We start from the raw sequence: 18435 nt of genomic DNA, 5'->3' as shown, positions 1-18435 counted from the left end.
TGCAACCAACGGTCTAACACTTCTTTTTGTGCTTCTGTTGGGAAGATTTCATATTTTTGATTCAACAACATTGTCATCACCCCCCGTTAGTTTTGCCCTTATGTTTCGATGTATTGTTTTAGCATTTCTAATGGTGCACCGCCCACAGCCAGCAAACGATAACTTTGAGATCCAAATCATTCTTTACATACATTCTATCTGATTCGAGGAAATTCCTTTTTCAATCCTTTGGCTTACGCCAACCAAAATCCATCCCCTCCCTACTCATTGGGCTTCACCCTTCTCATTCCTTGAGGAAGGGGAATTCTTTTAGAAATATGTTAAATCTTTAAAAATAATTGACCATTCTGGATTATAGTCTTCAATTCTTATTCCACTCTTTATCATTAACATGGCCACCTTTTTGCTCGTTAATTTTTTCTATGATTAATATCATGGTGATAAATACCAAAAAAGGAGGGAATATTTTGCATAATAGACAGAAGGATGACTCCAATGACATTTTTGACCGTACATTTATAGGGAGACCTGGATGTATGTTGGTTCTCATTGTACTGGTAATCGTATATATATTTTACAACATTCTAACAAATTGAAACAAAGAGCATTAAACAGTTTCCCTTTGTTTTTTTGAGGTAGTTTGCTCCCCTGTTTTTGGGACGTTATAAATTCTTAAGTTGATGGGCATGAAAGGTAAAGTATTGCAACTTTTTTATGAACATCGTGACTTTATTTCAAATTCACAGTAATATCTTTTAACACGGCACAGCACTTAGTTTATCTTTATTTATTTCCCTACAAAATCTGTTCAATTCATTGAAAGCTTCCCATAATGCATCCACTGCTACTTTTCTATCTTCTTCTTTTATCAGAACCCAAATCGTCTTATAACTATCAGCTGCTTGTAAGATTTGCACACCTTGTTTCCATAAAGCAGAACTGACTTGTGCTACGATTCCTGGCACCCCAGAAAATTCAGCTTCGCCTTCTATGGTTACCTTAATACACCCTGGATTGATTTCAGGAATATAGTCTAACTGTTCGATAATTGTAATTGCCTTTGCTAATTTTTCATTCTCTACAGAAAATAAGACTTCCTCTACAGATATGTGTACAAAATCAACCTTAATTTTTTCTTTAACAATCTGATCAAATATCGGCATTGGGAACATAGTATCTATTTCTTTTTTCTTTACCTTTATTTGATTTATTGGTGAACTACAAAAAATATTTGTTTTAAATATTTCACTCATAGTCATAATCTCCCATCTTTAAAACCATTCATTTCTTCAACCATTATACTCTTTATATTTTTCAGGACATTACTTCTCATTTTAAATCAAAAGAACAGCTCAACAAATCCAAAATTTATATTTTTCAATTACTAAACATAACATAAATAATAGGACAGTCCTATAAGTCAGTGTAACTGAGGTCTCGCCGACAAAACGTAAAAATTACACGCTATGACATTTATTAGAATGTGAAACTGTAATTTTCTTACGCCAAAGGATGTATCAACCGAAGATGACCGTTTTTGGTGATCTTGAGTGGTGCTTTACATTCCGCTTTATAAATAGATTTTTTATAAAAAAAGCTAAACCAAAAACAAATTACCAAAACAGCAATATTTCAACGTTTTAGATTATATTCATTTACAATATTTGTTTTAACATATATTAAGCAAATTCCGATATAAAATAAGTCGATTAAATAGAGACCATCAAAAGATGGTCCCTTTTTTCATGCTTACACTCCGTTAATTCACCAAGACTTTTCTCTTAAATCCACTCTTTTCCGTGTTCACGAATGAATCGAAGTTCCTCTTGATAATGATCATAATGTCCTTCGTCGATCATTTTTTGAAACGCCATATCGCCTTCTTTAGCTTTCCTTTGTATGGTTTTACATAATCCTTCTACCCGTAGCAATACCATTTCTAAAAACCCTTTTTCTATTCCCTCCATACCATAGGAATCAAAAAACAGTTTAACTCTTTGTTTGATTCGCTCAGCATCTTTTAACGAATCATAATAAATAGCTTCGCCTTCTTCCGTATGATAACGCCTACTTAAAGGAACACAAGTGTAAAGCGTATAAGCGATATCCCAAAGTCTTGGACCAGGAGCAGCCAAATCAAAATCAATCACACCTACTGGTTTTTCGTGATTAAAAATAATGTTATAGATGGCAAAATCATTATGGCACATCACCTCATATGGCTCCGGGGTGTTATCAATGGGTTGCCAACGTTCTTCCATTGGAAAATCACTCACCGCATCATGATAGAGACGAAGCATTTTTGCGATCTCTTTTAAAGCCTCATCCGACCACATATATTTTTTTAACGGATAGTTTCCAGCTTCTCCTTTGATAAAGGATAAGATTTCTCTCCCTTTTTCATCAATACCTAGAAACTTTGGCACACTATTTAAGCCTTTGTTTTCAAGGTGTTTTAGCAACGTATGAATTTTAACACTATCAGGCTTTAATTCTCGTCGAACCGTATTTCCAAAACGATATACACTGGAGACATTCCCTCCTGTTAGTGCTTCTTCTTTTTCGTACTGACTTTTCATTAAAATTCCCCCAATTTAGGGACTCTATGATTGTGTCAATAGAGATGTATTTTTACCCATAAATAAAAGCAGATATACAAAGGTATCTGCTAGGCAATGGGAATTTAATTGTCCACACCATGTATCCCTTGAATGATTTAAGATAGACAAATAAACGCATCCTTAAGAATCAAAGACCGCCACTGTCTCTATCCAATTAAATAATCATTTCAAGGTATTCCACATCTGTACAGATTCCCCTTTCTTTACATCTCTAAATTAGATATTACCAGGGATTGCCAACTTAAAAAAGACTTTTGTATAAAGTTTTTAAATTTTTTTGCTATTTAGTTAAAAAAATCAAAACAGACCGCTCATAACAGTATCGCCAAATGACCTAACATTAGATACATAATCGTAACCTTCTGGTGAACCAAAGCTATTAAACATTCGAACTGCAACCAAATTGAAATTAAATAACTATAAAACTAATCTTTTTCAACTGTATATCTAACTTGTTTAAAGTTTACCATGTCTCCATTTTCAGTATCATCTTTAGTTTGCAAAAGTTGAACTTTTGGCTTGTAGTCCGTCCTATGAGCATCTTTGATACCTTTAATGTTAAGTTTGTAGGATTCACCATTTTTTATTTTTTGTTCAAATACTTTTTTATTGGCAACAAAAATAAAGGTCACTTTATTTTCATCAATTCCCTCAGTCATAAATTCTAATTGATTATCTTTTGTTGTAATCGTTGGTGTTAATAATTCAATACTTCCGTCTCCAGTTTTTTCCACAGAATTTTCTGTTATAGCTGAACATCCGGATAACGTGATACCAGCAAATAGAATAAAACTTAATCCAATTATCTTTTTCATAAGATCACCCCAATCCGTTAGTGTAGAACATAGATCACTCACTGTGAACTCCTTAGAATTATACCATTATATGTAAAAACAAACAAAGTGTATATGTACTTTTAGGGATCCCGCCACAATGCCATCTTCTTTAAATATATGTTTTGTCCATTTCTGTTTGATAAAATTCGTAGGAGCTATTTCAGGAATTTTTCGTTTCTTCAAATCGTTAGCTTCTCTTAATAATTCAATAGCTTGTAAAAGAGACTGACTCGCATGAGATGCTTGAAAAACATATGTTTTGAGTAACCGTGGTGCAAATTTACGCAATTGACCATAATAATTATCTAATAAATCAAGGTAATCAAATTCTACTAGTCTTGCTAATTCTTCCGCTTGTTCCACGGTTTGAATAAACTGTTCCCACGAAATGATAGATTGTAAGGATTCAAACGGGTCTAAATTCTCTTCTTTTGCTTCGATTAACGCTTTTCCTACTCTTGCATACAGTCGTACTTTTTCATTAATGGCTTTTCCATCCTTTTGAAAACTTTCTTTATGTATTTTCTCGCCACGATTAAAATTCTTCCAATTAATTTCTCACTCATATGTAGACCCTGATCTGTTAAAAACGCATAGATATGAATGAGAAATGCCATTAAGGTGGCATGTCGTTTTAAGGTGTGAAAACGAGAGAGATGCTGGGTAGAATAACGTGATCCTTCACGTGCCATTTGTAATAGTCGATTTTGATGTATTTCTCGTCCATTATCTAATGGTAAAGCTAGTCTTTGGATATATTCCAATCGATCCATTAGTTCATGAAAATTTTTAATAGAAACAACACCAGGTGGTTGTCGAAGCCAGGATAAATCGGATTGTTTCCCTGGTTGACTTACATAGAGCAATTGATCTAATTGTCTCTCCTGATGGGGAGAAAGACCTTGAACTAGTTGCTTGAATGTTCGTCTTTGTACTCTCTCACGAACTGCCCATGCTAAATGTTCCACTGCATACATAGCAGGTAAAATAATCTTTCGTTTGCGCATTTCTATAATAAGGGCCTCTACTAGCAGATAACCTTTGTCAGTTCCAAGCGCAGTCGGAAGAAGCTATTGTGCTAATTCCCGATATTCTCGGATTGTAAAAGAACGAAAATGAAATTCTTTTCGGATTTTACTAAGATGTTCTCGCCTGGTTACATCACGACCTTGCGCATAGTTATGTATAGCAGAAGGTACAATGCCAATCTGATTAGCAATAATCTGTACGAGATACTCTGGGATTTTTTCACCGGATGCTAAAGGACGTCCTGGAAAACGTAAATAAGCGATTTGGATCGCAAAGCCCAAACGGTTTGCAGCACCACGCTGTTGGTGAATAATCTTTAATTCTTCATCTGATAATGTATAATAACGGATCGCATCGCGATCACTTATATGTTCAGGTAATTCATATGTTTATGAACAGAGGATAAAACTCAATAATATCAACGCTTTCTGACTATAATCATGTTCATAAAGTGTATAAATAAATCAATGTTCAATTAAACTTAGATTTTTATCTTTCTGAACATGTTTTTTATCTTTAAAAATACTGTAAGGGCAAGGTTTTGTAGTCCTTAGCGTACAATTTTCCCAGAATGATATAGTTGTAAAATGATAATAAAATTGTTGAATTTCCAAAAAAGTCGTTACATTTACAATAAAGTTATTTAAAAATGTCAATGATGGTATTCAATTAACAAAATAAAGTTTATTCATTTAACTGAGTAGTTTAATTAACACATAAAGGAAATTAAGCTGGTTTCCTAGAATTAATTAGGCAATTCATTATCTTGGAGGAATGACTGAATGGCTGAATTGATTTATCATGTTGCGGTTTCACTGGATAATTTTATTGCGGATCAAGGTATGATAGAAGGAAAAATTAATAATTCTCTCTTTTTATTTGAAGGGGAGCATGTCCCAGACTTTTTAGCAGATATTCAGGAATACGATGCCGTGTTGATGGGGAGAAAAACATATGAGTTTGGATTTCAATTTGGGGCTAAACCTGGTGAACCTGGATATAAGGGCATAAAACATTACATATTTTCAAACTCCATACAGTTCGAGGCAAACGAGGAAGTTGAACTTATTAAAGGAGATGCTATAGGGTTTATTAAGAACCTCAAAAAACAATAAGATGGTAAAATTTGGTTGCGCGGAGGTGGAGAATTGGCTGGGTCGTTGCTTAAACATAAACTTATTGATCGATTAGTATTAAAGGTTAATCCAATTATAGTCGGTGAAGGTATTTCTCTATTTGGTAGCGTAAAACCATGTCTTAAATTAAAGTTATTGGACATGAAACAGTATTCTAATGGAGTTATCAAATCTACTTACAATATTATTTATATTTAGAATTATCATGGAGAACTACTTTTTAAAATTAATTTTAAAAAATAAAATTTTATCCAATTGTTCCACTATTGCGGAAGAATACTTAACTTATTAAAAGACTTTATTGTTACTTATTTTAAGAAAAAGTATATTGGATAAAGAAAATCAAACATCTATTTTTATTACACCGTTCTGTTTTTGAGCGGTGTTTTATGTGTTTGAAGAATTAAAATTAAATGACTTTATTGTAACTCCACAATAGTTAGCGGTTTCAGTGCATAATTACAGTGAATATATGGGGGAAACCCGTATTTGGGGCGCATTTGATGGGGGTATGCAAATTCCTATTGGACATCATTTAGCAGGTTACGAGGATTATTACCAACTGAAACTTAAAAATTATGACGGAGGAACGATATACCTTAATGAGGGACAAGTATATTACGGGTAATGTGAGGTAACGAACTGAATAGAGATATAAAATAGACTGGTGAAGGAATAGCCAGTCTATTTTTTGTTGTGTCAATTCAGTATTTGGTTATCTTGATTGTATACTACAATTGTGTAAGAATCGGATTTCACCAACTTTTTCAGTTTCTCTTCACTAAGAACTCCCTTTATATCCTGCTCGACTTTTTTTGCATACGCATGCGCTTCCGCATCTGAACTGTTTAGATGTGTATGAATACCTAGCGTAACAGGTTGGTTCTCGTTTCTAGTGGCAAGTTGAATTGTAAATCCGTTATACCTTTTTCTTTGAATAAGTCTTGCAACATTATAGATAAGATGTTGGTTTTAAAAAACCTATATACTATTACTTATCTTTAATATTACAGAATAGCCGTGTATAGTTTTCAAAAAAATTACATCCTAATATACCTTTAATTGACATAATTGTCGTTAGCGGAAGTCATTTTAAAATTCTATGTGTCGATTTTTTCTTTGCCCTTGCGGATAAACCACCATATCAAAGCTAGAAGTAGTATGAGGAGCGGTATTCCCTGAATAAAGAAAAATACTCCCCAAAAATCAAGTTCAGTACTATCTGGAGGGTCTGTTGTCATTGCACCTATAAAAAGTGCGAATGGACTTGCAAGTATATTTATCCCTAAGCCGATCATTACGAATGATAGATTTTTAGCCTTAATTTTTGGTGAATCAGCCTTGATAATTACGAATATTGCAGTGCCGATAATAAGAAACAGTTTTCCATAAAATACAATAAGTGGTCCATAATATTTAAAATACCCAATGAAATCCATAATATCCCTCCATCACTCTAATTGTACCATCAGCAAAGACAACTTTGTGCAAATTTGGATGAATAGGATATTCACGCTCGGTTAACATAACGTCTCATTATCAGCAGTAACCAAATCTCAGAAGTCCATTCATACCAAAAGTTTGACAGCTTTCTGTTCCCTCCGCTGTATGTAGGATTTCATACATCCCCGACACGACAGCATTGGGTAGTTTAAACCGTTCTCGTAGCCTGCATGAAATCCTGCATATCCTTAGCGTATAAAATCCGTGTTTTGCCGTCATTATCCCATGCCCATCAATAGAGCAGACGGCAGAACAAAATAAGGAAAAAAGAACATCTCTTTTCATCGAGATGTTCTTTTTTCCTTATACCTAAATCAATTCTTCTGTTATATTATTTCGCTTCATCTTCAGGAATTAAAAAGCTTATATCATACTCTTCTAACTTCGCAAGTAATGCTTCTCCATCGATTTTCAATAAATTCATATGAATATTAAATGGTATAAATCCAGCACGTTTATTAACTCGATACAGCCGTTGTCCTTTTGATGGTATAGAGGAGATATATCGCTCTTCAACATCATCTTCCATCACAATTCCTAAATACCTTTGCCCTTGGATTGTATAAGGTAAAACACCGTATACATCCTCCAAAGCAATTTTTACAGGATATTTTGGATTATTAATAATTGTAATATATTCTGGCTCTAAAATGACGGCTGGTTTTCTTGCTATCATTTTTTGAATAACCTTCCAAAGAGCAATTAGTACAACTAATGCAAGAGCTCCAAATAAAAATCCAACTATAAAATTAGGCTCCTCAGATAAAAATGCATACGTAACAAAAAAGAGAAACATCGCTTCAATTACCAAAATCAAAAAAAATAATCCGACTACTTTTAGCTTTGATTCATAAATATAATATTTCCCCATACGATTCTCCCCACTAATATAAATCCACTTTGATTTTCCAACATATCGCTATGCAGAACCAAAAGCACAATGCCTATCCTATCTAAAAAGAAAATTTTATGTGGTTTTTCAATTTATCCCGCATTAACGGACAGTAAGACCCCAACTGACGGGAATTTCACTTTATATAGATGATTTATTTCGCCTAACAGGATTGCAACATACAACACACATTCTCAAAGCGGCGATGTTTTAAATCTTCATTCATATGTGTTAATTAATACTTGTCAATCAATGCTTCAATATGTTTTTTCATAAAAAATTCCTTGTTCAAAAATTGGTACCTATACATCATACCATGAAAACACTCATCACCTACTTTGTTTATCTCTTTAAATAAAGAAACCAGTTATGTACAAATGAAGTTGATATAGTTTCCTTATCTCTAAATACTTTTAATCTTGGGGTCTCATCCCATGCCCATCAACTTAAGAACAGTAACTACCCCCAAAAGTAAAAAATGCCATCCTTTCTTTATATTCTTACCAAAAGAATAGCACTTTTTCATTATTTAAATATGATTTTATCTGAATTTAATGGAGATTTCTCCTACAAAAGTAGTAGAATTTTCATTTGAACTTGCTACCTCAGTTGGATTTATCATATTTCAATTTCGATATAATAGTAAATAGGTATATCGGATATGGATGTACATTACTAGGATTATACATATTTCAAATTTAGAATTACAGTAACTACTCAACTAGTAGTTACCAATAAAGAAAGGAATAAGCATAATGATACAGAACATATACGAAACTCATTTACATGTAAGAAATTTAGAAAAGGCAATAGATTTCTATCAAAATAAACTAGGGTTAGCATTAGCAAGAAAACTATCCAAAAGAAGAGTGGCATTCTTTTGGGTAGGAGAAAATAAAAAACAAATGCTTGGACTATGGGAAGTACATAATATTGAAGACTTTGAGCCGAAACATTTTGCTTTTGGTGTAGATTTGGAGTTTTTAAAGACTTCTAAATTGTGGTTAGAGGAGCGTGGAATAGAAGTAGTAGGAAGTCAAGGGAAAGGAAATCAAGAGCCAATTGTCCAAAGATGGATGCCCGCTGCAAGTGTATACTTTCTAGATTATGATGGAAATAAATTAGAATTTATTTCTATGTTACATGAAAATCCAGATGAATTAGAATATGCATCCTATTTAAGTGAATGGAATGCGGAACACGAAGAAAAATGAATGAAATTGTATCTATAAAACGAAAAAAACGTTATTCTTTCTGTATATTTCTACAAAAAGAATAGCGTTTTTTTGATTATATAGATACAAATTTATCTTAGCTTGATGGGCATGGGGACGATAACCTATTTTAATTATCACCCTCATTTTCCCGCTCTTTTTTCGCTTGTTCTATGAGGAAACTTTGTTCTTCTTCTGGAGTTGCTATTCTTTCCGCTTTACCGTCATTGCTGTCGTCTATTTGCTCAAGCATATAATTATGATCCTCTACCACTTGAGAGCAATCTTTATTTGCCCAACGATATAAAATCTCTCTATATTTACCCTCGTGTTTTAAGCTCAGTGGAGTACTGCCATTGACAACATTTCGTACTTTTTCAATATTCTCGGTAGTCATTTTTATAAAACCTTGCTTTTCTTTTGATATTACTTTTTGATGAGTCATTTTGTGCATTACATCAACTATATGTTTATCAGAATCGACTCCTGCCTTGATTTCTTCACCTTTAACCGCTTTTATCATCCCCTCGCTACCATCATCGAAAGATAAAGCAATCGCAGCCCCTGCACCAATACCGATCATTGTAGAAATTCCTATAATCGATAGTAGTTTTGTCAACTTTTTCAATTCGTTCCCCTCCTTGTTATCGAATCGAGCCGTTTAAGATATAACTTTTATAAAATGGAAGTAATCTTTTATGTAAAAGTTTACATTCAACAAAACGAAAAGAATCCTAAATAAATAAGATTCTTTTCGTTTTGTTAAATTTTATTTATCTTGTTTCACTAGTTCATTTGATGATGATTTGTTTAGGAATCTTCACCGTTATCTTTCTTGGTTATCATAATATGTTTTATCTGCGTATTTTTTATCAATTCCATTTAGATAGGCTAAGATTATTTTTGGATTTTTAAGTAAAGCCCAGTCTCCATATTTATCAAATCTTCTGCATGAAGTTATCATTCCATTTTTAATTGTACCGAATTTCTTATTATTTTGCTTTCCCCATTCTTTTAACCGTTTAGCGAAATCTGCATCTTCTGCCATAAGCATGTTTTCATTAAATCCGTTGATTGCCATAAAGTCTTTTCTATAGCACCAAAAAATCCCTACAGATATAGCTCCATACTTAAAGAGTAAGGGGATTATTATTAATATTGCGGAAACGAATATTCCTAAAGATATTCTTTCAAACTTCCCAGTTACCCCACCACCAATGTATTTACCTGAAGCTAAATATTTATCTACATTAGACAACATAGACTCTGTCATTTGGGTATCAGCGTCTATAGTAATGATTATTTCTCCACTAGCTATTTGGGCCCCTGCATTTCGAATTTTGGATAAGTTTTTATCGTTATTTTTTAATGTAATACAGTTATAAGACCTTGCTATTTCTTCTGTGTTATCTGTGCAACGATTTAAAACAACTATGACTTCAGTTTGATCTTTATATGCCTCTGATGCCTTTGCAATTGAATCCAAAAATTTTCTAATGTACTTTTCTTCATTGTGTGCAGGGATTATAATAGAAAACTTCACATCTTTTTTAAAATTGACTCCTGAAGATTCGTTTGTTTCAATCATAATATTCCCCCTTATTTTATAAAGTAAATATCTACTATACATAACATATATTAACGTTTATTAGGTTGTATTATAGAAACTGAAGGTAAACTATTATTTAAAAGTTTACTTTGGAGTATTTAAAAAATAATAGAGTTATTAATACCATTTTTACTATAGAAACCAGATTCAAGCTCAATTACCTAACCTTACTTCATTATCACAACACCCCTTTTATAATAATGAAAGGGATTGATTTATCCCGCTATTCGTGGGCAGTAATACTCCCACCTCAAAATTTGGTGAAAGCATTGTCCAGCTCTAGCGGCTAGAATCTCCGGCCGTTTCGCCCCCTCGGACGAGGCAAAAAGCGCCTCTCTGTCAGGGGCGTGGGCGTCCTGCGATTCTGAACGAGCCGTTTCCGCTTTTCTTAAGAAGTTAGGTGGGAGATAAACTGCCCGTAAAAGCCCGATTGGTTCAACTAATAATCAGTGGGAGATGAAAAAAACCCCCACTGATTAAAGTTTCACTTTATTGAGTAATGCATTTAGTTTGAGGAATTTTCATTTTTCTTTTAACATTTATATATTTAGACTTTAGATTGATTAAAAAGAAATACTAGCAAAAAAAGCTTTAGATAATATCTAAGGCTTTTTTGTTTTTCTTTATAAATTTTTTATTAAACTGTCCATTTTATAGGGTGCAGTTCAGGTTTCAGATTGTCTCTTTTCATTTTTACGCATTCATCGTACTTTGAAGTAATGTTGCCCATTCTTCCTTCAATAATGAATACATAATTGCATCATGTGTAACATCATTTTGAATCATATATTTTCGAAGCAATCCTTCTTCCGTAAAGCCTGCTTTTTGTAATAAATTTCGGGATGATTCATTTTCTGGGTATACAACTGCTGAAATTCTCTCAAAATAAAGTGTTTCAAACCCGTATGTAAGAATAGCTTGCAGTGCTTCTGTCGCATACCCTTTTCCCCAATATGTTTCATCTAGTTCATAACCAATTTCAGCTCGTTTATGTTTATTATTAATTAAATGAAAACCGCACGTTCCAATGAGTTGATCTGTACCTTTTAAGACAATTCCCCAGCGAAATGCAGATCCTTCTTCATATCTGCTCCTAAAGTTTTTGATAACGTTTTTTACTTCTTCCACATTTTGAAACGAATCCATTCCAAAATATCGAATGACAGGTTCTTTTGCAAAATAACGAAACATTGCATCTGCATCGACTAATGTTAATTCTCTTAAATGCAGACGATTTGTTTCTAAACTAGGAAATCCCCTCATTTTGTTCCCACCTTTAGTTTATTGAACTGCAAATTTCAATATAATTTCCATCAGGATCACAAACGTAAGAAACAGTTTGTCCCCATGGTTTTGTAACAGGCTCTACTAACACCGTCACTCCTTGTTTTTTTAAGTTATGTATTGTTTCCATAACATCGTCGGCCACAAATCCGATTTCAAATGTAGATGATTGTGATAACGTCTTGGGAATTGGTAATCCAGTTAACTCTCGAACATCATCTCTACTATTGATTGCTAAAATGGTAGAACCTGTATCAAATTCAACATATGTACCGTGTTCACCTTTTATCGGCAGCTGTAATATATCACGATAAAAACGAATACATTCCTCATATTGCTGTGCGTACAAAATTATGTATTTCATTTGAAGTTTCACATTCTTCTCTCCTTTACATTCTTACTATTTTGACAAAAAATGCGAAAATCCTTTCCAGAAATTTTCCCTTGTGAATAAACTTCGCCATATCATCAAATGCTAACAATGGAGGTGTGTTAAAATGGAACCAATGCTTTGTCCAAGTTGCAAAACAAATCGCACACGATTCAACATTATTGAACAAACAGTAAAACCGGTAAAATTAGATCCACAAACTGGCCAAATTGAAGAAGAATATACAAACGAAAATATGAGTGCATTTCATATGGCCTACCAAGGTCCTACATATCGTGTACAATGTGCTACGTGCGGATTAATTGAAAATCCAGAGCAATTTATTAAACCCGCACAAAATCAAGCTTTTTAATTTCCCACAGAAAAGAGCTTGGAGATTTCCCCCAAGCTCTTTAATTATCTTATCCCGCAATTCATAGACCGTAAAATCTCTAATTATGGAAGTTTCAATTTACTGATTAATATATTTTACAACAGCCATCTCTTTTCCAAATCTATCGCCATTGTCAACAAACCCCATACTTGAATATAAATTGTGAGCTCCCTTATTTTCAGGGTGATAACCTACAACGATTTTTTGTGCATTCGGTAATTTTTCCATTTCTAAAATCATTAATTGAGTGGCAGTTTTTCCTATTCCTTTACCTTGGAAATCCTTATCAATCATTATTCTATATATCCAATAACCATCAAGTTCTTCTTTTACAGAGTTAAACATTAAAAAACCCACTACGTTTTCTTCAACATAAATAGCATAAGTTTTTAATGATGGTTCAAATTTTGATTGGGCTATTGAAATAGCATTCGATTCAATATAATTTTTTTGTTCTTTCGAAACTTCTAATTCACAGCAATCATACCAATTCTCTGCATTCAACTCTACAATTTTTACGTTTAATGTATCCATACATTTTCCCCTTTCAAATGTCGGGATACGCTAATTTTTTTTGTTAATTAAGCGTAATCCCCTTGTTATTATTAGTGATTAAAATAGTTTTATTTGTCATTATGAACGCCTCCTTAACAGTAGTTATCTGAATTATCTATTAATCAGACTTTTATAGTATACCATAATTTCCCTCGTTTTCAATACATGACTATAATATATATTTGATTGTACAATATGTAAGCTATAGTTGTTGATTAAGAGTTTTTCTTTATCGGTATATTATCTAAAGCATCCCTTTTTATTTGTTAACCAATCTTCCCAAGCGTCTTCATGCTGTTTCACAAAGAGTGGTGGAAATTCATCAACTGGAAAATACTTAAGCTCTAACGTTTCTTTGCCATCTGCTTTTAACGACCCGCCTACCGGTTTGCATTGAAAAACGACCACAATCGTCTGCGCTTGATCTCCATTTGGATATTCATCGAAATATTTCGTATACACACCAATTAAGTGTTCAACTGTTACCTTTATCCCTGTTTCTTCATATATTTCACGAATGGCTGTCTCCTCAGCAGATTCACCAAGTTCCATGGCGCCACCAGGAAACCCCCACGCATTTCTATCCCCTCGTTTTTGCAGAAGCACTTCGCCTTCCTCGTTACAAATAATACCACCTGCAAAATTAAGAAAAATCAGTTCAGACCCTACTTTCTCTCGGATGAAATGAATATAATCTTGTTTTTCAGTCATGATTCCCTCCTGTTATTCATTACTTTTTTCTAAATCGTACCAATACACATGATATAATCATAATATACAGAAAGGACTGAATACAATATCAACATTACGAGATACAGTAAAAAACCTACTCCATGCAGATGAAACGATCCTTTATCACACACCATGTTCTCTATCTTTATTTCTACATAAAGGACCTTCTGTACCGGGAGTAATACTAACAACAAATAAAAGGCTGCTGTTTATATATAAAGAAAAAGACAACTATAATCCTATGCGATATGAAGAATACATTTACGAAAATGTCAAGGAAGTAAAAGAGCACCCTTATTTCTTCAGCTCTCACATCACAATTTACTACAACGATGAATGGGTACAATTTCGAGATATTTATGATAAAAATGTAAGAAAACAACTTTGTTCCATAATACAAAAACAAATTACAAGTAACTCTTTATCCTAGGGCTTCTCATTTTTATATTCCTTCATTAAAAGATGGTCTACATTGCAGTATAACGAGAAATAGTTTTAATTTTTAGAAAGATTTGTTAAAATATTCAAAAAGATTGTACTAGAAAGGAAGAAACAAATGATACATAAATTAAAAGAAAATATCTCTTCTGTTTTTGTTGGAAAAGAAAATATAATTGATCTCCTTTTAGTTTCTTTATTAGCTGATGGACACGTCTTATTAGAGGATGTGCCTGGAACAGGAAAAACATTGTTGGCAAAAACCATTGCGAAAAGTATTGGCGGGGAATTTTCACGTGTACAGTTCACACCTGATGTTTTACCGAGTGATGTAACGGGGATTGAATACTTTAATCCGAAAACGAGTGAATTTGAACTGCGTCTTGGTCCTGTTATGACAAATTTATTATTAGCTGATGAAATAAACCGTGCGATGCCTCGTACACAATCGAGTTTATTAGAAGCAATGGAAGAAAGACAAGTAACACTTGAAAAGCAATCCACACCTCTTCCAAAGCCGTTTTTCGTAATCGCAACGCAAAATCCAATTGAATCACAAGGAACATTTCCACTTCCAGATGCTCAGCTTGATCGTTTTTTAATGACTGTTTCGATTGGCTACCCTACTCCGGAAGAAGAACTTCAAATGATGCGACGTTTCCGAAAAAACAAACCGTTAGATGAACTTCATCCAGTCATCTCACTAGAAGATATAATCCACGTACAAAATAAAGTTAAGGATGTTCATGTTTCAGAACCTATTGAAAGCTACATTATCAAACTTGCTAACGCAACTCGTAATCATGATTTTATTGCAAATGGAATTAGTCCGCGCGGAACACTCGCTTTAGTGAGGGCAGTTCAAGCTCTTGCCTTTTTACGTAATCGTGAATTTTGTACACCAGAAGACATACAAGTTCTACTTCCTTACATTTGGAAGCATCGTATTATTTTATCTATGGAAGGTGCTCTTCGTACAACAAAACATGAAATTATAGAAGCAATTTTAAAAGAGGTGGATGTACCGGTGGAGATTGAGCAAGCATGAATGGACAACGTCTCGTCACGATCCCGTTACTCTTTCAAAGTCATATCATTAAATTAACGATCCCGATTACACTGTTGTTCACATTTTATTTACCGCAGTCATATATCGTATATTTGATGCTGTTTTATTATCTATTTTCTTTTTTTATTTATCGATACGTCAATTACATAGAAAAGCACTTTCAAATAATCAATAAGAAACAAAGAACAAGATTGTTTCCTGAAGAAAATGGACAACTATCCGTTTCGTTACAAAATGAAGCAAAATTACCGCTAGTGAATGGAAAATGTTTTTTTCATGTAAATCCATCGCTCGTTATGCAGCCAAACGATGGTCTAGAACAAATATCAAAAACGCTCTTCTCTTTCCCATTTTCACAACTTGCTCGCTCACAGAACATATGGGATTTAACGTTCACAGCGACAAGACGAGGCGTTTTCCAAATTGAACAGTTTGAATGCATCATTGGTGATCCCTTTAACATCATTCAAGTTCATTTACCCGTTATACATAAATTAAAAACAGAAATTATTGTCTATCCTACTCCAAAGCAAGTTGCGGGATTACAAGAAATACAGCAACTATTACTAGGCTCATACAGAACAAATTTTTCTTATTTTCATGACGAAACGTCAATTGTCGGAGTAAAACAGTATGAAAGGGAATCATTTCGTTCCATTCATTGGAAAGCATCAGCGAAAATGCAAAGTTTACAAGCTAAGCAATATGAAGCAGTAAAAAATTATAGCTGGACAATTTGTATCTGTCTTGCCTCAGATCGAGGAATTGGATGGAAAGAAAATATAGAAGATTTGATTTCCTATGCGACATACATTTGTCAAATTGCAACAGAAAGAAAAATTCCTTTTGAGTTATTTATTAGCATTTTAGCAGAAGATGGACCGCTGCACTTAATGTTAAATGAAGGTCCTATGCATTATGCAAAAGCACTTGAAGAACTTGCGCGTATTTCAGAAGATAGTACATTACTGCCGAGAGAGAATTTTCTGCATTATATGATGCGAAAAAGAGTGAGGTCGTCTACGATGTTTTTCCTTGGCGTTTCTAAAAACAATATCCCTCATACAATGCAACCAACATATATTGTTCATGATGAAGGAGTGGTGGAACAGCTTGAATACATGGCTTCGGTACGTTAATGATTTTATACTTCTTCTCCTTCTTTCTTTATTAACCGAAAAAGGAGAAATTGTACATATTGTTTTATTTTTGCTAGCTGGTCATATTTGTTTACTACCTATAGTAAAGATTGGACAAAATAAAAAAACATGGTTTGTAGCACTATTCATTCTACAAATCATTGTTTGCTATTCTATGGCGTTATTTTCTTCAATAAGTTGCGTATTATTACCGTTTTTCTTTTTTCTTGTGTATGCAAAAGATAATGTCTCACCATTTCATAAATTATTAGGGGCATTTCTATGGTTTTTTTGTTCCTTTCTTCTCCATATGCAGTTTCCATCCATATGGGAAATAGGATTACTCATTTTGCATACACTCCTAACATTATGGATGACAAGTTTTAATCGAAACCAACAAGTAATGCGACTATTGTCAGTTACAACTATTGGGGTTATTAGTTTTTTGATCATTCCTTTATTCCCTTATGTCCGAGCTGGTATCGCTTATGCTATTCAATGGATTGCTTTAGGAGTAGGATATATTTTAAACCCATTATTCTTAACATCTGAACAGAATCAGACAGACCATTCTTTAAATACTAATTTAACGCAAGGTAAATTGGAGCCTCCACCGGGTCCAACTAAAGAATATGATCCATTCATTATCCAATGTCTTACCTCTTTGATTATTGTAATTGTTGCGATATATGTGATTCGGAAACTATATAAAAGGCGTCATGAATTCAAATTGGGGCGTATGTCTGCCTATGAACCTATCATTGTTGGCCCAGAACAAGAAAGTATACAAAAGCGAAACCGAAAGTTACGACCACCTAACAATGCAATTCGCAAAGAAATTTTTAAACTCGAAAAAAAATTAAAACCGCCATTCAATCGGCGACGTGGTGAGACAGTGGAACAATGGATGGAACGACTTCGCACTGAAGAAGACATATATATTCAGTCCAACATTATTATAGAAGCATATAGTACTGCCAGGTATGGAGAGAAAGAAGATAGCACTCTTCTTCAGCAATTCAAAACAGAAGCGCATACATTATATAACTACAAAAAGGTAGTTAATAAGAAAAAATAATATAAAAAGCTTTCAAGACCTCCATGAAAACAATGTAAAAAATAAAGGAGAGTATGCATTAGTCATTTACAACATGTGCTCTCCTTTATTTTATTAAGTGAAAACTACCATCATTATTTTTTTGCTTATCGCTGTCTAAATTTAGAAATTAAGATTTAATTAAAACATGCTCTAATTTATCCCGCTATTCGCGGGCAGTAATACTCCCACCTCAAAATTCGGCGAAAGCAAAGTCCAGCTCTAGCGGCTAGAATCTCCGGTCGTTTCGCCCCCTCGGACGAGGCCAAAAGCGCCTCTCTGTCGGGACGAGCCGCTTCCGCTTTTCTTAAGAAGTTAGGTGGGAGATAAACTGCCCGTAAAAGCCCGATTAGTTCAACTAATAATCAGTGGGGATGAAGAAAACCCCCACTGATTATTAGTTGAACTTTATTATCTTTCTCCTTCTAAAATAACAGCCACTAAAAAAAGAATAAATTTTCCTACAATTCCTCTTGCGTAATTCCTTTCTTGTAGTTAGAATAGATTATAGTTAGATA

Annotated in this window: 18 protein-coding genes and 3 pseudogenes; 7 read left to right on the top strand and 14 right to left on the bottom strand. The window is 33.6% G+C overall.

Going from position 1 to position 18435, the window contains the following annotated elements; genetic code table 11:
* The 5 genes and pseudogenes from BM211_RS27520 to BM211_RS11560 form a co-directional block, all read right to left on the bottom strand.
* Positions 1–71 (bottom strand): annotated as a pseudogene (locus tag BM211_RS27520) (hypothetical protein); the annotation flags it as partial.
* 684 nt (positions 72–755) lie between these two features.
* Positions 756–1253 carry an ACT domain-containing protein gene (locus tag BM211_RS11575; RefSeq protein WP_177206925.1) on the bottom strand — a complete coding sequence of 166 codons (498 nt, stop codon included), beginning with the start codon at positions 1251–1253 and terminating at the stop codon, positions 756–758.
* 528 nt (positions 1254–1781) lie between these two features.
* Positions 1782–2579, bottom strand: coding sequence for a phosphotransferase (locus BM211_RS11570; protein WP_090997310.1), 798 nt, complete (start codon positions 2577–2579; stop codon positions 1782–1784).
* 467 nt (positions 2580–3046) lie between these two features.
* Positions 3047–3436 (bottom strand): hypothetical protein, encoded by a 390-nt coding sequence (locus BM211_RS11565; protein WP_090997342.1) that lies wholly within the window; start codon positions 3434–3436, stop codon positions 3047–3049.
* A 117-nt stretch (positions 3437–3553) separates the two neighbouring features.
* A pseudogene (locus BM211_RS11560) lies at positions 3554–4872 on the bottom strand (DUF4158 domain-containing protein); the annotation flags it as partial.
* Positions 4873–5268: 396 nt separating this feature from the next.
* Here BM211_RS11560 and BM211_RS11555 point away from each other — a divergent pair.
* Positions 5269–5820 (top strand): annotated as a pseudogene (locus BM211_RS11555) (dihydrofolate reductase family protein).
* Between the two features lie 501 nt (positions 5821–6321).
* On the opposite strand, the gene BM211_RS11550 reads toward BM211_RS11555, so the two are convergent.
* The 3 genes from BM211_RS11550 to BM211_RS11535 form a co-directional block, all read right to left on the bottom strand.
* Positions 6322–6561, bottom strand: a complete 240-nt coding sequence (locus tag BM211_RS11550) for a DUF4030 domain-containing protein (RefSeq protein WP_256217081.1) — start codon at positions 6559–6561, stop codon at positions 6322–6324.
* 161 nt (positions 6562–6722) lie between these two features.
* Positions 6723–7061: a hypothetical protein gene (locus tag BM211_RS11545; RefSeq protein ID WP_177206924.1), complete on the bottom strand. Its 339-nt coding sequence runs from the start codon at positions 7059–7061 to the stop codon at positions 6723–6725.
* 395 nt (positions 7062–7456) lie between these two features.
* Positions 7457–7996, bottom strand: coding sequence for an STM3941 family protein (locus tag BM211_RS11535; protein WP_090997307.1), 540 nt, complete (start codon positions 7994–7996; stop codon positions 7457–7459).
* Positions 7997–8772: 776 nt separating this feature from the next.
* On the opposite strand from BM211_RS11535, the gene BM211_RS11530 reads away from it, so the two are divergent.
* Entirely contained in the window at positions 8773–9231 is a 459-nt protein-coding gene (locus tag BM211_RS11530; protein WP_090997304.1) for a VOC family protein, read from the top strand.
* A gap of 130 nt (positions 9232–9361) precedes the next feature.
* On the opposite strand, the gene BM211_RS11525 is transcribed toward BM211_RS11530, so the two are convergent.
* The 4 genes from BM211_RS11525 to BM211_RS11505 all read right to left on the bottom strand — a co-directional run bounded on the left by BM211_RS11525 (position 9362) and on the right by BM211_RS11505 (position 12500).
* Positions 9362–9859 carry a DUF6241 domain-containing protein gene (locus BM211_RS11525; protein WP_090997301.1) on the bottom strand — a complete coding sequence of 166 codons (498 nt, stop codon included), beginning with the start codon at positions 9857–9859 and terminating at the stop codon, positions 9362–9364.
* Between the two features lie 198 nt (positions 9860–10057).
* Complete coding sequence (locus tag BM211_RS11520) at positions 10058–10819, bottom strand: glycosyltransferase family 2 protein (protein WP_090997299.1); 762 nt, start codon at positions 10817–10819, stop codon at positions 10058–10060.
* A 714-nt stretch (positions 10820–11533) separates the two neighbouring features.
* Positions 11534–12103, bottom strand: a complete 570-nt coding sequence (locus BM211_RS11510; RefSeq protein ID WP_090997297.1) for a GNAT family N-acetyltransferase — start codon at positions 12101–12103, stop codon at positions 11534–11536.
* Positions 12104–12116: 13 nt separating this feature from the next.
* The gene (locus tag BM211_RS11505) at positions 12117–12500 is read right to left on the bottom strand and encodes a VOC family protein (protein ID WP_090997294.1); all 384 of its coding nucleotides are present in this window, start codon (positions 12498–12500) and stop codon (positions 12117–12119) included.
* A gap of 121 nt (positions 12501–12621) precedes the next feature.
* Here BM211_RS11505 and BM211_RS11500 point away from each other — a divergent pair, with 121 nt between their 5' ends.
* Positions 12622–12867 (top strand): hypothetical protein, encoded by a 246-nt coding sequence (locus tag BM211_RS11500; protein ID WP_035433962.1) that lies wholly within the window; start codon positions 12622–12624, stop codon positions 12865–12867.
* 99 nt (positions 12868–12966) lie between these two features.
* On the opposite strand, the gene BM211_RS11495 is transcribed toward BM211_RS11500, so the two are convergent.
* Together BM211_RS11495 and BM211_RS11490 are read right to left on the bottom strand one after the other, a co-directional pair.
* Positions 12967–13422, bottom strand: a complete 456-nt coding sequence (locus tag BM211_RS11495) for a GNAT family N-acetyltransferase (RefSeq protein ID WP_035433964.1) — start codon at positions 13420–13422, stop codon at positions 12967–12969.
* 261 nt (positions 13423–13683) lie between these two features.
* Positions 13684–14154 carry an NUDIX hydrolase gene (locus BM211_RS11490; protein WP_090997292.1) on the bottom strand — a complete coding sequence of 157 codons (471 nt, stop codon included), beginning with the start codon at positions 14152–14154 and terminating at the stop codon, positions 13684–13686.
* A gap of 64 nt (positions 14155–14218) precedes the next feature.
* Here BM211_RS11490 and BM211_RS27515 point away from each other — a divergent pair, with 64 nt between their 5' ends.
* The 4 genes from BM211_RS27515 to BM211_RS11470 all read left to right on the top strand — a co-directional run bounded on the left by BM211_RS27515 (position 14219) and on the right by BM211_RS11470 (position 17899).
* The gene (locus tag BM211_RS27515; protein WP_090997289.1) at positions 14219–14605 is read left to right on the top strand and encodes a PH domain-containing protein; all 387 of its coding nucleotides are present in this window, start codon (positions 14219–14221) and stop codon (positions 14603–14605) included.
* 126 nt (positions 14606–14731) lie between these two features.
* Positions 14732–15661: an AAA family ATPase gene (locus BM211_RS11480; RefSeq protein WP_035433971.1), complete on the top strand. Its 930-nt coding sequence runs from the start codon at positions 14732–14734 to the stop codon at positions 15659–15661.
* Complete coding sequence (locus BM211_RS11475) at positions 15658–16821, top strand: DUF58 domain-containing protein (protein ID WP_090997286.1); 1164 nt, start codon at positions 15658–15660, stop codon at positions 16819–16821. Before BM211_RS11480 ends, BM211_RS11475 begins: the two co-directional genes overlap by 4 nt.
* Complete coding sequence (locus BM211_RS11470) at positions 16796–17899, top strand: DUF4018 domain-containing protein (RefSeq protein WP_090997284.1); 1104 nt, start codon at positions 16796–16798, stop codon at positions 17897–17899. Before BM211_RS11475 ends, BM211_RS11470 begins: the two co-directional genes overlap by 26 nt.
* Positions 17900–18435: the final 536 nt, after the last annotated feature.

This window comes from Bacillus sp. 491mf (assembly GCF_900112415.1).
GTDB lineage: Bacteria > Bacillota > Bacilli > Bacillales > Bacillaceae_G > Bacillus_A.
The sequence above is the reverse complement of the archived record's forward strand: the minus strand, read 5'-3'. Positions and strand labels throughout refer to the sequence as shown.

What these genes read in the sequence shown, in the direction of transcription:
- BM211_RS11575 (WP_177206925.1), bottom strand. Translation starts at nt 1,253, where the DNA reads ATGAGTGAAATATTTAAAACAAATATTTTTTGTAGTTCACCAATAAAT.
- BM211_RS11570 (WP_090997310.1), bottom strand. Translation starts at nt 2,579, where the DNA reads ATGAAAAGTCAGTACGAAAAAGAAGAAGCACTAACAGGAGGGAATGTC.
- BM211_RS11565 (WP_090997342.1), bottom strand. Translation starts at nt 3,436, where the DNA reads ATGAAAAAGATAATTGGATTAAGTTTTATTCTATTTGCTGGTATCACG.
- BM211_RS11545 (WP_177206924.1), bottom strand. Translation starts at nt 7,061, where the DNA reads ATGGATTTCATTGGGTATTTTAAATATTATGGACCACTTATTGTATTT.
- BM211_RS11535 (WP_090997307.1), bottom strand. Translation starts at nt 7,996, where the DNA reads ATGGGGAAATATTATATTTATGAATCAAAGCTAAAAGTAGTCGGATTA.
- BM211_RS11530 (WP_090997304.1), top strand. Translation starts at nt 8,773, where the DNA reads ATGATACAGAACATATACGAAACTCATTTACATGTAAGAAATTTAGAA.
- BM211_RS11520 (WP_090997299.1), bottom strand. Translation starts at nt 10,819, where the DNA reads ATGATTGAAACAAACGAATCTTCAGGAGTCAATTTTAAAAAAGATGTG.
- BM211_RS11510 (WP_090997297.1), bottom strand. Translation starts at nt 12,103, where the DNA reads ATGAGGGGATTTCCTAGTTTAGAAACAAATCGTCTGCATTTAAGAGAA.
- BM211_RS11500 (WP_035433962.1), top strand. Translation starts at nt 12,622, where the DNA reads ATGGAACCAATGCTTTGTCCAAGTTGCAAAACAAATCGCACACGATTC.
- BM211_RS11495 (WP_035433964.1), bottom strand. Translation starts at nt 13,422, where the DNA reads ATGGATACATTAAACGTAAAAATTGTAGAGTTGAATGCAGAGAATTGG.
- BM211_RS11490 (WP_090997292.1), bottom strand. Translation starts at nt 14,154, where the DNA reads ATGACTGAAAAACAAGATTATATTCATTTCATCCGAGAGAAAGTAGGG.
- BM211_RS11480 (WP_035433971.1), top strand. Translation starts at nt 14,732, where the DNA reads ATGATACATAAATTAAAAGAAAATATCTCTTCTGTTTTTGTTGGAAAA.
- BM211_RS11475 (WP_090997286.1), top strand. Translation starts at nt 15,658, where the DNA reads ATGAATGGACAACGTCTCGTCACGATCCCGTTACTCTTTCAAAGTCAT.